Below are 12,483 nucleotides of genomic sequence, written 5' to 3'. Positions count from 1 at the left end.
CGGGGCCCTGGGCCTGCGGCGGCCGGCCTTCCGGCGCTACCTGGCCTTCGTCGCCCTCAGCGTCGCTGGGCTGGCGCCTTTCTCGCTGATCGCATTTCATGTGAAGCGGGAGGCCCTGCTCCCCGACCCGGCCATCCCGGCCCTGTACGCCGCGGCCATGCTGGTGGACGCCGCCGCGGGCCTGGCCCTCGGGATGCTGTACGACCGGGTCGGCTTCCGGGCGCTGCCGGCCCTGCCGCTGTGCACCGCCCTGTTGGTCCCCCTGGCTTTCTCCAGCCATGTCTGGGCGGTCCTGGCAGGGGCCATGCTCTGGGGGGTGGTCCTGGGAGGCCAGGAGACGATCATGCGGGCGGCGGTCCCACCCCTGGTGTCCCCGGAGGAACGGGGGACGGCCTACGGGCTGTTCAACGGGGCCTATGGCCTGGCGTGGTTCCTGGGCAGCGCGGCCATCGGGGCGCTGTATGAGGCCTGGCGGGGCGGGATCCTTGTTTTCGTCGGGCTGCTGGAACTCGCCGCCCTCGCCGCCCTCCTCCCCCTGCTGCGCCGGGGGCCCGGGGAGGCCATCGCCTCGTAATCGGAACCGGAAAGGCCATGGTCCCTCCGTGGAGATGAAGATCTAAAAGCGCTCGAACCCGACGACGTTAAGGATGATGGCGATTCCCCCCGGGTCGCCGCGGAGCCGCTCCCGGGCCTCCCGCATCAGCCGCAGGGCGACCTCCACTTGGTCTTCCTCCACCCCGATGAGCAGCGTGGCGTTGCCCCGGCGCAGGAAGCCGCCGGTGGAGGCGATCCGGGTGACCCGATACCCCTGCCCCACCAGCCGGTCGGAAGCCAACGTGGCCGCCCGCTCCGAGAGCACCGCCAGGATCAACCGCATCGCCCGGCCCGCCTCCCGCCCGTGGGATGGTCAGAGAGTCTCGAAGCGCTCCACATCCAGGACGAAGAGGGTCGCCCCGCCGACCTCCACCTCGATCATATGGGCCTGGAGAAGCCCGGTGGCCTCAACGGCCACGGGCATGTAAGCGGTCCGCGTGCGACAGAACCGCCGCAGGATCTCCACCACCTCAGGGACCTGAGCGTCCTCCACGCCGATCAGCAGGGTGGTGTTCCCCTGGCGCAGGAAGCCGCCCGTGGAAGCAATGCGGGTCACCCGATAGCCACGCGCCACTAACGCCTGCACCGCCGAAGGCGCGTCCTCCTCCTGGAGGATGGCCAGGATCAGCTTCATCGCCCCTCCCCGCGGCGCCCTTTCCCGCCATTGTAACACAGCCTGACGACGATCAACGGGGAACGTCCGCCGCCGCGCGGGCGCGCCACGCCGCCCAATCCGCCGGCGTGTCCAAGTCCCAGGAGAGATCGGGGTGCGGAAAGAGGCGGACCGGCAGCCCGAGGGCCGCAGCCTGGCGCTGGAAGGCCGCCAGGCTCCCCGGACCGAAACAGAAGGCGATGGCCTCGGGGGGGCGGACCAGAAGGGCGTTGGTGCCATGCCCATGGCGGTCGGGAACCAGCACGAGGCCCCGGTCCGGGAAGCCGGCCGCCAGCAGGTCCCACAGGGCCTCGGCGCGCAGCCCCGGGAGGTCGATGGGCAGCACCGCCAGGGCCTCGGCTCCATGGTGAACAGCCACCTGGCGGGCCTCCGCCAAGGCCCGGTTCAGGTCCTCCCATCGGTCGAGCACCACGGGCCACCCCATCCGCCGGGCCAGGGCCCGGACCCGACGGTCGGCGCTGACCACCAACGGGCGCACTTCCGGCACCTGACGCACCACCCGGAAGGTCCGGCACACCAGGCGCCAGGCCAGCCGGATGCGCGCCGCGGGGGGCATCGCCGGCGCCAGCCGGGATTTGGCCTGCTCCAGGCGCTTGACCGGGATCAGCAACCACATGGCCATCTCAGCTTCGTTCCCTACCCCTCACCGCTGGGTGCTGGGGAGGAACAGACGGAAGGGGAAGGGGGTGAACTGCCACAAGGTGGCCATGGGTTCCCCGCTCCAGCCGCCGAGGATCCAGATGGAGCCCTCCTCGGCCACGGCGCCCATGTTCCGCCACGTTCCCGTCACCGGCGTCTCGAAGGGAACCCAGGCCTCGGCCCCCGGCTGATAGCGCTCGTTGAAGGCCAGGGGGATCCGCCAGCCGCCGCCCAACGCGAACAGATACCCATCGCTGGCCACCAGGCTCAGCCCACCCCGGTCCACGTTCAGGGACGGGCATCGCTCCCAGCGGTCGACGGCGAACCGGTAGCGCTCGCAGACCGCCAGTTCCCGCTGCCCGTCGTAGCCGCCCACCACGTAGATGGCATCGCCCAGGGCGGCCGCCGCGGCGAAGGCCCGCGGGGTGGGCATCGGGGCCCGCGGCTGCCAGAGACCGCTTTCCCCGTCCAGCATCCAGACCTCCCCTCGCAGCCGCCGCCCGTCCCACCCCCCGAACAGGTAGAGCCGGCCTTCCGCCACCGCCAGGGCATAGGCGGAGAGGGGATAGGGAAGGGGCAGCCCCTCCGTCCAGCGATCGGCCCGCGGATCGTAGATCTCCACGCGGTCGGTGGGCTGGCCCTGCGGCCCCACCCCACCCGGCACCACGATGCGATCCCCCAGAACGCCGGCGGCCATGTTGGCGACAGGGAAGGGCTTGGGGGCGCCCCGCTCCCAAACCTCCCGTTGCCGATCGTAGCGCTCCACCCGATCGGTGATCCCCTCGGGAGCCTCCCCCCCGATGGCGATGAGCAGACCCCTCCATGCGGCCAGGGCGAAACGGGCCCGCGGCGTCGGCATCTGGCTCTGCACCCGCCAGCGCGACGGGAGCCCCTGCCGCGCCGTGCCGCGACCGGCCCCGTCCTCCAGGAAGGCTGGGCCAGAGACCGCGGGAGGCGAGGGCGCCGGCCCCAAAGCCAGGGCCAGTCCACCCATCAGCCCCACCAGCAAGACCAGGGCCTTCCAGGTGGGGAAGGCGTCCCCCGCCGGGGCCGGGGCTTCCAACGGCGCCTGCCCAACCTCCGAAAGCGCCTCAGCCGTCGCTTCTTCCTCTTCCTCCGCCTCCGGCGCGGCGCCCGTCGCCCCCGAGATGGGCACCGTCGCCAACCCGAAGTGGACCGCGTACATGGCCGCTTCGGTCCGCGACTGCAGGTTGGCCTTGGTGAAAATGTTGCGGAGGTGCACCTTGACGGTGTTCTGGCTGATGCCGAGGCGATAGGCGATCTCCTTGTTGGCCAGGCCCTCAGCCACCAGCCGTAGGATCTCGCGCTCCCGCTCCGTCAGCCCCGCCTCCTCCGGCGGGATCCATGGGAAGATCCCTCCGGACGCCAGCATCCTCCCCCCTCACTCCGCCGGCGGGAGATCGGCCATGAAGAGGGCCCCGTCCGACCGCAGGAAGAACAGACGGCCGTTCCGGTCGTCGACGGCCGCGGCCACCACGTCGGTCAGCCCCTCCCCGCGGATCTGGCGGACGAAGGCGCCCTCCGGGCCGAGTTGCAGCAGCCGATCCGGCTCTAAAAGATACAGCCACGGCCGGGGAGCCGTCGGATCCATCAGCATGCCGATGGGCCGGGCGAGGGGCGTCGGCAGGGCGGCCGAGGGCAGGTTCCGCAGGGGGAAGCCTTCCTCCTCCTTCCCACCGGTGAACGCCCGCACCCGCCCATCCCGATACAGCACGTAGATGCGGCCGTGGACCAGGAAATCCACCGCCTCCTGCAGGTCGGGGCGGGGGGCCTCGAAATAGGGCTCCGGTTCCTGGGGGTAATCGTCCCCCACCGGGCGAAGCCGCCAGATCTGGCCCCGCCCCCGATCCAGCACATACAGGTTCCCCTGATAAAACCGCAGCAGCCCCTCCGCCAGCGGGGGGAGCGGGGCGGAGAGCCGCCGCGGGCTCTGATCGGTGCTGGCCATCAGCCCGCCGGCGTGGAGGACCACCAGGGCGCCGGTGGATCGCCCGCCGGTGGCCTCGGCCCAGGTCACGTCCAGCAGGTTCTCCAGCGGCCGGCCCTGGAGGACCATCCCGCCCCATGCCAGTTGGCGGGGGGATTCTTCCAGCAAGGCCCGATGCACCTCATCATACCGGAACTGGACGACGCAACCTCCGGGGAAAGCGGCCTCCCCCGTGCACCGCCCCGCGCGGTCCAGCACGTAAAGATCGATGTCTCGCAGGATCAGCCGGCGGGCCCGGCCGGGCGGCAGGCGCGCCAGTTGGATCATCCGCTGGAGGCGAACCGCTTGGTCCAGCCGATCCAGATGGTCCTGGGCCTCGGCCATGAGGGCCTGGGCCTCGGGGAGCGGGCGGCGTTGCAGCGCCGCCCGGGCGAGATCCCGGACGGCCATCCAGTGCCGGTAGGCCTCTCCGGGGGCCTGGGCCTGGCGGGCTTGTTCGGCCTCCGCCTGGGCCTGGGCCAACAGCCGGTGGGCAGCGATCGTCTCGCGCTGGAAGATATACACGCTGAGGGCGGCCAGGGCGAAAGCCCATGGCAACGCCAGCGCCAGGACGCGCACCCACCCCGGGGCCTCCGGCAGCGCCAGGGTCGGCCGCCGGAGCCAAGGGCGGAGGGAGAATCGAGGGAGGACAAGCGGGGGCAGCACCCACCCCGGCCTCCCGCCTGGGGCCCGGCGTGGCCCAAGGGGCTGCGCCCGGGGGGGCGAGGAGGGCCCTGACGCGGGCGGGACGGGCCGAGGGGGACGCTCGGGCGCCGGTCCAGCGGTCTCGCACGCCAGGATGAAGAAGGCCACCGGTTGGGGAGCCGCCCGCGCCCACTGCATCCCCACTGCGTCCAGGATCAGAGGAAGGTTGTGCACCCGGGCGAGGGCGGGCAGGGCCTCCGGATCCATCCGGCTCCCGGTCTCTCCATCGGCCACGAAGAGGCGGTCCTCCGGGCGCAGGCGGACCATCGCGAAGTGGGGCACCAGGGCGCGGGCGATCCCGAGGGGGGCGGCCGATTCCTCCGACGGCGCGATCACCGTCGCTCCCTCCCGGGTCACGTGGACCGCCCAGGCCGGGCCCGCCTGGGCGAGGAAGGCGGCGTCCTCCCGCAGGGCCAGCAGGGTCAGGCCGACCGCACAGCGTTCCTCCGGGGGGGCGTTGTGGTTGCGTTCCAGAAGCCATTGATGGAAATCGACCAGCGCCGCCCGCAGGGCGGCCGTCACGCTCCCGCGCTGGCGGTCGAACGCCGCCCGCAGTCGCGGCCCAGCCTCTTCCAGGAGAAGATGGCGGGGGTCCCCGCGCACCGACAGCACCGCATACAACCGCTCCGGCCGGCCCCACCGCCGGGGCGCGCTCTCCAGGACCAGGCCCTGGAACGCCTCCCCTCTATACCAGCCGGCGTAGGCCACGCGCATGCCCGTCACCGATCCCCCACCGCCTCGAACGCCCCCCGGAGGGCGCCCCCTGGGGCAGGGCCCCGAACCGGGGCGGCGGCCCCGCAATCCAGGACCGCACACACGGCAGCGAGCCGCTCCAGAGCCCCTTCCACATCTCCACGGGCCGCCCGCTGTCGGGCCTCCTGCAGCACCTCCCAGATCCGCCGTCCCTCCGCCGATTCCGGGGCGCGCATGAAATCGGCCACGATCCCCTCCCGCGCCGCCTGTCGCCAGTCCGGAAGCCATGCCTCGGCGAAGTACGCCGAGGGGTCGTAGGCCCGCTGGTAGGCCCGCAAGGCGTCGTAGAAGGCCATAACCAGCCGAAGGTCTGCCGCCTCGCGGGGATCCGCCGGCGCTGCCGTCAGAGCCTCCAACCAGCGCGCCTCCATCGTTGGGATACTTTGATGATAGACAGCCCGCAGGGCCCGGTCAAGGACCAGGCCGTCCGTCTCGCCGGGACGGCGCTCCAGGGCCTGCAGGAAACGCTGGAAGCGCGGCCATCCGCCTTGCTGGAGCAGATATTGGATGAACGCGCCGGCCTCCAGATACGCCGCCTCGTGGGGATGGGCGTAGAAGTCCTCCACCAGCCGATCCAGCGGGATCCAGCGCCCCAGCGATCGCAGGGCCGCCGCCCGAGCCGGAAGGGGCTCCGGCCGGTAATGCCCCCCGGCGAGGGCCACCGCCAGCCCCTCCACCACCAGGCTGGGCAGATGGGCGAGGCAATCGTCCCGCCCCACCCGGGCACACGTCATCCGATGGACCAGTTCATGCTGCAAGATCGTGGGGACATCGGCCGGCAGCCGGTCCGAGAGAGGATAGGAAAGGACAACGGTCTCGCCGAAGGCGAAGCCCCCCTGGCCGAGCAGGCGGGGGATCCAGACGACGGTGGTGGGGAGCGGTTGCGCCAGCCCCATGCGGGCGCGCACCGTCGCCTCGGCGGCATCGGCCCAGGCCATCAACTGGGGAAGGTCCCGCTCCGCCGCCGTCCCGGTCAGATAGACATGCCGACAGCACCGGCTCGCAGCCTCCGCCCAGCGGGCCCGGCGCTCCTCCTCCGGCAACAGCGCCCGGGGCAGCAGGCGCACCGAGCCCGTGATGCGGTCGTTGGCGGCCACCGCATCCGCCGGCCAGCGAACGGCAACGGTGATCGTCACCACGCCGGGGGCCGGGGCGGTCCAGACCCACGTCCAGACGACCCGATGGGCGCCGCCCGGCGGGAGCGGCGGCACCACCGCCTCGCCCAGCGTCTCTTCCCCCGCCGGGGCCTCCCGCTGCAGAACCACCCGGGCTTCCCCCGAGGGGACCTGCCCTACGTTGCGGACGACCACCTCGGCGCTCAGGCGGTCGCCCTCGAAACGCAGCCCATCCGGGTGAAGCCGGAGGTCGGCGACCGCCAGGTCCCGGGCCGGCGGTGTTGGGGTCCACGGTCGGCTGCCGGCGCCGCCGGGGAGGGGGTCGGGACCACCAGGGCGCCTCCCTCCGGCCGGCGGAGGCTCAACAGCCACAGGGAAAGCAACACCAGGACCGCCCACCCATACCATCGGATCCGCGCCATGGTCAGTTCCTCCCCATCCATTGTCCAGGATCTTCTCCGCGACGGCCAAGCGGGAGGCCCTTCGCTCCCTTTCGCGGGATCCCCAGGAGCCGTATTAGAATGAGGGCAGACGTCGGGGGAAGAAGCGCCCCGGGGAGGTGCTCGGCGATGGTCTTGCGCAACGGGGAGATGGGGTGGCTGTTGGAGCGACGGCGGCAGCGGCGGGCCCGGAGCCGGCAGGGGACCGGCCTCTGGGTCCGGATGGGGATGGCCGTCGGCGTCTTCCTGGCCACCATGGCGGGGATCTCCACGGCGGCCGGGATGGCCGGGGCATGGGCTTTCTACACCGTCATCATCAGCCAGGCCGACCCGGGGCAGATCGAGGCCAGCGCCAGAGCCTTCGAGACCACCAAGATCTACGACCGCACCGGCAAAGTCCTGCTCTACGAGGTGATCGACCCGGCCGCCGGGGATCGCACCTGGGTGCCTCTGGAGCGGATCCCTCTGGTCCTGCGCCAGGCCACCATCGCCATCGAGGACCGTTCCTTCTATGAGAACCCGGGGATCAACCCGCGGGGGCTGCTGCGGGCCCTCTGGGTGAACCTGCGCGGCGGCGGCGAGATGATCCAGGGCGGCTCCTCGATCACTCAGCAACTGGTGAAGAACACCCTCATCGACCCCCAGGAGCGCTACCAGCGCTCCTACAGCCGCAAACTGAAGGAGATCCTGCTGGCTCTGGAGCTCTCCCGGCGCTACACCAAAGACCAGATCCTCGAGATGTATCTGAACACCAACTTCTACGGCAACCTGGCCTATGGGGTGGAGGCGGCGGCCCAGATCTACTTCGGCAAGCACGTGTGGGAACTCAATCTGGCGGAGGCCGCCATGCTGGCCGCCATCCCCCAGTTCCCCACCCTCAACCCCATCGACGCCCCCGAGGCCGCCAAGCGGCGCCAGGAGGTGGTCCTGGAGGCCATGGTGAAAGAAGGCTACATCACCCCGGAGGAGGCCGCCGCCGCCAAGGCGACCCCCATCCAGATCCGCCGCAGGCCGGCCGAGCGCTTCGACATCAAAGCGCCCCACTTCTCCATCTACGTCCGCCGCTGGCTGGAGGAGCGCTTCGGGGCCGACCGCGTCAACCGCGGTGGGCTGCGGGTCTACACCACCCTCGATTGGGACCTCCAGCGATACGCCGAGGAGACCGTGCGCCGGCACATCGCCAAACTGAAGGCCGAGGGGCGCAACGTCCACAATGGCGCCCTGGTGGCCATCCGGCCGCGGACCGGCGAGATCCTGGCGATGGTGGGGAGCGCCGATTACTGGGATGAGACCATCGACGGCCGGTTCAACGTGGCCGTCGACGGCCTCCGCCAGCCCGGCTCCGCCTTCAAGCCCTTCACCTACGCCGCCCTGCTCAGCCAGGGCGTCCCCGCCTCCCACCTGTTCTGGGATGTGCCCAAGACCTTCGACCAGGGGCCAGGGCAGCCCCCCTACGCGCCCGAGAATTACGACCGCAAGTTCCACGGCCCGCAGCGGATGCGGCTGGCCCTGGCCCGCAGTTACAACATCCCCGCGGTAGAGGCCCTGCAGATGGCCGGCATCACCAACGTCATCCGCCTCGCCCACCGCATGGGGATCACCACCCTGGACAAGGGACTGGATTACTACGGCCTGGCCCTCACCCTGGGGGGCGGCGAGGTCCGCCTGATCGACATGGTCTACGCCTTCAGCGTCTTCGCCAACAACGGCTTCATGGCCGGCGTCCCCGTCCCTGAGGAGCGCCGTCGGCCCGGCTACCGGGAACTGGACCCCGTCCCCGTCCTCCGGGTGGAGACGGCCGATGGGAAGGTCCTGTGGGAATACCGCCGGCCGGAGGTCCAGGCCATCTTCGATCCGCGCGTGGCCTACCTGATCACCAGCATCCTCTCGGACAACGCCGCCCGCTGGGAGGCCTTCGGCCGGGGCAACGTCCTCGAGCTCTCCCGCCCGGCGGCGGTCAAGACCGGGACCACCAACGATTTCGTGGACAACTGGACCATCGGGTACACGCCGCAACTAGCCGTCGGGGTGTGGGTGGGCAACACCGACAACACGCCGATGAAGAACGTCTCGGGCATCGCCGGCGCCGCCCCCATCTGGCACGACGTGATGGAATACGCCCACCGGGACCTCCCCGTCGAGCCCTTCCCGCGGCCGCCCGGGCTGGTGGAGCGAACCATCTGCGCGATCTCCGGCAAGCGGCCGGGGCCCTACTGCCCCACCGTGCGGGAACTGTTCATCCCGGGCACCGAGCCCCAGGAGGTCTGCGATCTCCATCAGGCCTTCCGGATCAACCGGGAGACCGGCAAACTGGCCACGGCCGCCACGCCGCCGGATAAGGTGGAGGAGCGGGTCTTCCTGGTGGTGCCGCCGGAGGCGCTGGGTTGGGCCCGGGAGGCCGGCATCCCCCAGCCACCCACCGAATACGACACCCAGTTCGCCCAGCCCGCCGGCGACGTGGCCATCCTCCACCCGCCCCCCTACGCCTACGTGCGAGGGATCGTCCCCCTCATCGGCAACGCCCGCGGGGACGTCGCTTTCTATCGGGTGGCGGTGGGGGCCGGCCTCAACCCCACCCAGTGGATCCCCATCGGCCCTGAGCACGGCAACCCGGTGGACAACGGCCTCCTGGAGAACTGGGACACGGCGGGTTTCGCCGACGGCCTCTACACCCTCCAACTCACCGTCGTCCGACACGACGACAGCGTGCACACCGCCGTGGTCCCCGTGACGGTGGACCACACCCCGCCCGCCGTGCGCGTGGTGTATCCCCGGGAGGGAGAGCGCTACGCCCTGGCCGACGAGTGGATCAGCGTGAACACCGAGGTCTCCGACAACTACGCCATGGACCGGGTGGAGTTCTACGCCGATGGGCAGCCCTTCGCCGTGCGGGACACGCCCCCCTTCAACGCGAAGTGGTATTTCCGCCAGGTCGGACGAGACCGGCTGCTGGGTTGCCACGAGTTCTGGGTGAAGGCCTACGACAAGGCCGGCAACGAGACCGAGAGCAACCACGTCCGCGCGTGCGTGGGCCGCTGAGGCCCCCCCGGTGCTTGCGCGAAAGGCCCGCCCTCTGGTATACTCCGTGCTAACGGAGATCCAACCGGGGGATCCCCGCGGCCGGGAGGGCCTTTCCGCCCTGGGGGTGTTGTTCGGGAGCGGCCATGAGCGCGGAGCCTCCAGTCGCCAGAACGAAAATCCGTCCGCCGGTGCGGCGGGGTCCGCTGCTGGATCGCCCGCGGCTGCTCAATTTCCTGCACGAGCACATCGACAAGACCCTGATCCTAATCTCCGCCCCCGCCGGCTACGGGAAGACCGCGCTGCTGGTCCAGTTCTACCACGACACCGACCTTCCCGTCGCCTGGTATAGCCTCGACGAGACGGACCAGAACACCCACCGCTTTGTGGAGCACTTGGTGGCCGCCCTGCAGGAGCGGTTCCCCGCCTTCGGCCGCAACACCCTGGCCATCCTACGGGCCGGGGCCGACCCCGAGACGGTGGCCACCGCCATGATCAACGACATGCTGGAGAACATCCCCGATTACTTCGTCCTCGTCCTGGACGATTACCACGCGGTGGCGGAGCACCGGGGGATCCAGGCCCTCCTCCGCCAGTTGCTGGAGCACGCGCCCGAGCACCTACACCTCCTGCTGGCCAGCCGGGGCCCCCACGGCCTCCCCCTCACCCGCCTGGTGGCCCGTCAGCAGGCGGTGGGCTTGGGCGCCCAGCACCTGGCCTTCACCCCGGAGGAGATCCACGCCCTCTTCACCCACCACTACGCCCTCCCCCTCTCTGAAGCGGAAGCCCACGCCCTGGCCCGCGAGACCGAAGGCTGGATCACCGCCATCCTGTTGTTGGCCCAGCGCCTGCGGGAGGACGGCGCCTGGCAACCCCTGCGGCCCAGCGAGCCCAGCACCCTCCACCGCTATCTGGAGGAGGAGGTCCTCAACCGCCAGCCCCCGGAACTCCAGATCTTCCTGCTGGAGACCGCCATCCTCTCCCTCTTTAACGTGGCCGCCTGCAACGCGCTGCGGAGGCGGACGGACGCTGCCCGCTGGTTGGCGGAGGCCGAGCAGCGCCAGTTGTTCCTGATCCAGGTGGAGACGGAGCGGGAGGGGCCTTGGTATCGCTACCACCACCTGTTCCGGGAGTTCCTGAACCTCACCCTGCGCCAGCGGGACCCCGCGCGCTATCGGGAACTGCACCGGCGGGCCGGCCGCTGGTTCGCCGAACAGGGCGACGCCGAGGCGGCCGTGGCCCACCTCCTGGAGGCCGGCGATATCGAGGGCGCCATCGCCGTGATGGAAGGGACGGTCCGGGGGATCTTCGCCGCGGGGCGCCTGGAGACCCTGAGGCAATGGGTTCAAGCCTTGCCCCCCGAGCGCCTCCAGCGCTCCCCCCGCCTGCTGCTCTACTACGCCAAATTGCTCGCCGACACCAGCCGGCCCGAGGCGGCGCTGGCCCTCCTGGACCAGGCGGAGGCCGCTTGTCCCCCTCAGGATGATCTCACCTGGGTAGAGATAGAGATTCAACGTTCTTCAACTTTTACTATGATGGGTCACTACGATCAGGCTGCCACGGCTGCCTCGACTGCTTTGACCCGTTGTCGCCCAGAGTGGATTCAACCTCAAGCAGCCGCCTACCGGCTGCGGGGCTTCGCCCGCCTCGCCCTCGGCCGCCCCCGGGAGGCCGAGCAGGACCTCCGCCGGGCCGCCGCCCTGCTGCGGACCGTCCATGCTCCCTACGATCTGGTCAACGCCCTGGCGGAACTGGCGGAGGCCCTGCGGGCCCAGGACCGCCCGGTGGAGACGGAGACGATCCTCCAGGAGGCCCTGGCCGTGGCCCGGGCCCTGGAGAACCCCCGGCCCCTGATCACCCTGCTCAACAACGCGGGCTATATCGCCTACACCCGGGGGCAGTTCGAGGCCGCCCGCCGCTACTACGAGGAGGGCCTGGGCCTGGCCCGCCAGACCGGCGACCGCCGCATGGAAGCCTTCCTGCTCCTCGGGCTGGCGGACCTCGCCCGGGAGGAGGAGCAGCATGCGGAGGCCCTCGCCGCCTACCGGGCCGCCCTGGCCATCGCCCGGGAGATCCCCCATGATTTCCTGATCGCCTACGGGCTGGAGGGGATGGGGCGGACCCTGCGGCTGCAGGGGGAGCCCCAACAGGCCCTCCCGGTCCTTCGGGAGGCGGCGGAGATGGCGGCCCGCCTGGGGCTGCGCCCCCTGGCCGCCGTGGCCGCCCTCTCCCAGGGGATGGCCGAACTGGAGGCCGGCTGGGTCCTGGAGGGTCTCTCTCGGATGGCGCCCGCCTTGGAGCACCTGGAGGGGGCCGATGCCGCCACCCGGGTCTGGGCCCACTTCCTGCTGGCCCGGGCCTATTTCCAGACCCACCGGCTGCAGGACGCCCTGCGCCACGTGGCCGAGGCCGCTCGCCTCCACGGGCCGGACGCCCTGGTGGCCCCGCTGCTGCCGGAACTGCGGCGGGCGGAGGGGCTGCTGCGCCTGGCCGAGGTCCACGGGGTGGCCCTGCCCCCCGTCTGGGAGCCCCTCCGTCGGCTGGGGCGGGGGCGGCGGG

The 12,483-nt window shown here is 71.3% G+C and carries 10 protein-coding genes; 3 read left to right on the top strand and 7 right to left on the bottom strand.

The genetic code is table 11. The features are described from left to right. On the top strand, positions 1-574 hold a 574-nt coding region (locus tag C4313_RS09520; RefSeq protein WP_352429630.1), incomplete at its 5' end, for an MFS transporter. A 42-nt stretch (positions 575-616) separates the two neighbouring features. On the opposite strand, the gene C4313_RS09515 is transcribed toward C4313_RS09520, so the two are convergent. The 7 genes from C4313_RS09515 to C4313_RS09485 are packed head-to-tail and all read right to left on the bottom strand — an operon-like array spanning position 617 to position 6,888. Next, the gene (locus C4313_RS09515; RefSeq protein ID WP_352429629.1) at positions 617-877 is read right to left on the bottom strand and encodes a cyclic-di-AMP receptor; all 261 of its coding nucleotides are present in this window, start codon (positions 875-877) and stop codon (positions 617-619) included. A 30-nt stretch (positions 878-907) separates the two neighbouring features. Continuing rightward, positions 908-1,228 (bottom strand): cyclic-di-AMP receptor, encoded by a 321-nt coding sequence (locus tag C4313_RS09510; protein WP_352429628.1) that lies wholly within the window; start codon positions 1,226-1,228, stop codon positions 908-910. 52 nt (positions 1,229-1,280) lie between these two features. Beyond that, positions 1,281-1,889, bottom strand: a complete 609-nt coding sequence (gene cofC, locus C4313_RS09505) for a 2-phospho-L-lactate guanylyltransferase (RefSeq protein WP_352429627.1) — start codon at positions 1,887-1,889, stop codon at positions 1,281-1,283. Positions 1,890-1,910: 21 nt separating this feature from the next. Next, complete coding sequence (locus tag C4313_RS09500) at positions 1,911-3,299, bottom strand: LuxR C-terminal-related transcriptional regulator (protein ID WP_352429626.1); 1,389 nt, start codon at positions 3,297-3,299, stop codon at positions 1,911-1,913. Positions 3,300-3,308: 9 nt separating this feature from the next. Beyond that, positions 3,309-5,321, bottom strand: a complete 2,013-nt coding sequence (locus C4313_RS09495) for a hypothetical protein (RefSeq protein WP_352429625.1) — start codon at positions 5,319-5,321, stop codon at positions 3,309-3,311. Continuing rightward, entirely contained in the window at positions 5,318-6,661 is a 1,344-nt protein-coding gene (locus C4313_RS09490; RefSeq protein WP_352429624.1) for an amino acid adenylation domain-containing protein, read from the bottom strand. Before C4313_RS09490 ends, C4313_RS09495 begins: the two co-directional genes overlap by 4 nt. A gap of 8 nt (positions 6,662-6,669) precedes the next feature. Further along, complete coding sequence (locus C4313_RS09485) at positions 6,670-6,888, bottom strand: hypothetical protein (RefSeq protein ID WP_352429623.1); 219 nt, start codon at positions 6,886-6,888, stop codon at positions 6,670-6,672. A 147-nt stretch (positions 6,889-7,035) separates the two neighbouring features. Here C4313_RS09485 and C4313_RS09480 point away from each other — a divergent pair, with 147 nt between their 5' ends. Then, the gene (locus tag C4313_RS09480) at positions 7,036-9,945 is read left to right on the top strand and encodes a penicillin-binding protein (protein ID WP_352429622.1); all 2,910 of its coding nucleotides are present in this window, start codon (positions 7,036-7,038) and stop codon (positions 9,943-9,945) included. Between the two features lie 125 nt (positions 9,946-10,070). Further along, the coding region (locus tag C4313_RS09475) for a winged helix-turn-helix domain-containing protein (RefSeq protein ID WP_352429621.1) at positions 10,071-12,483 on the top strand (2,413 nt) is incomplete at its 3' end.

The organism is Thermoflexus sp. (assembly GCF_040289485.1).
GTDB lineage: Bacteria > Chloroflexota > Anaerolineae > Thermoflexales > Thermoflexaceae > Thermoflexus.
This window is presented reverse-complemented; position numbering and strand designations above follow the sequence as displayed.

Bases quoted from the DNA above. Each gene is read 5' to 3' on its own strand.
- C4313_RS09500 (WP_352429626.1), bottom strand. From the start codon at position 3,299: ATGCTGGCGTCCGGAGGGATCTTCCCATGGATCCCGCCGGAGGAGGCG.
- C4313_RS09480 (WP_352429622.1), top strand. From the start codon at position 7,036: ATGGTCTTGCGCAACGGGGAGATGGGGTGGCTGTTGGAGCGACGGCGG.
- cofC (WP_352429627.1), bottom strand. From the start codon at position 1,889: ATGGCCATGTGGTTGCTGATCCCGGTCAAGCGCCTGGAGCAGGCCAAA.
- C4313_RS09515 (WP_352429629.1), bottom strand. From the start codon at position 877: ATGCGGTTGATCCTGGCGGTGCTCTCGGAGCGGGCGGCCACGTTGGCT.
- C4313_RS09485 (WP_352429623.1), bottom strand. From the start codon at position 6,888: ATGGCGCGGATCCGATGGTATGGGTGGGCGGTCCTGGTGTTGCTTTCC.
- C4313_RS09510 (WP_352429628.1), bottom strand. From the start codon at position 1,228: ATGAAGCTGATCCTGGCCATCCTCCAGGAGGAGGACGCGCCTTCGGCG.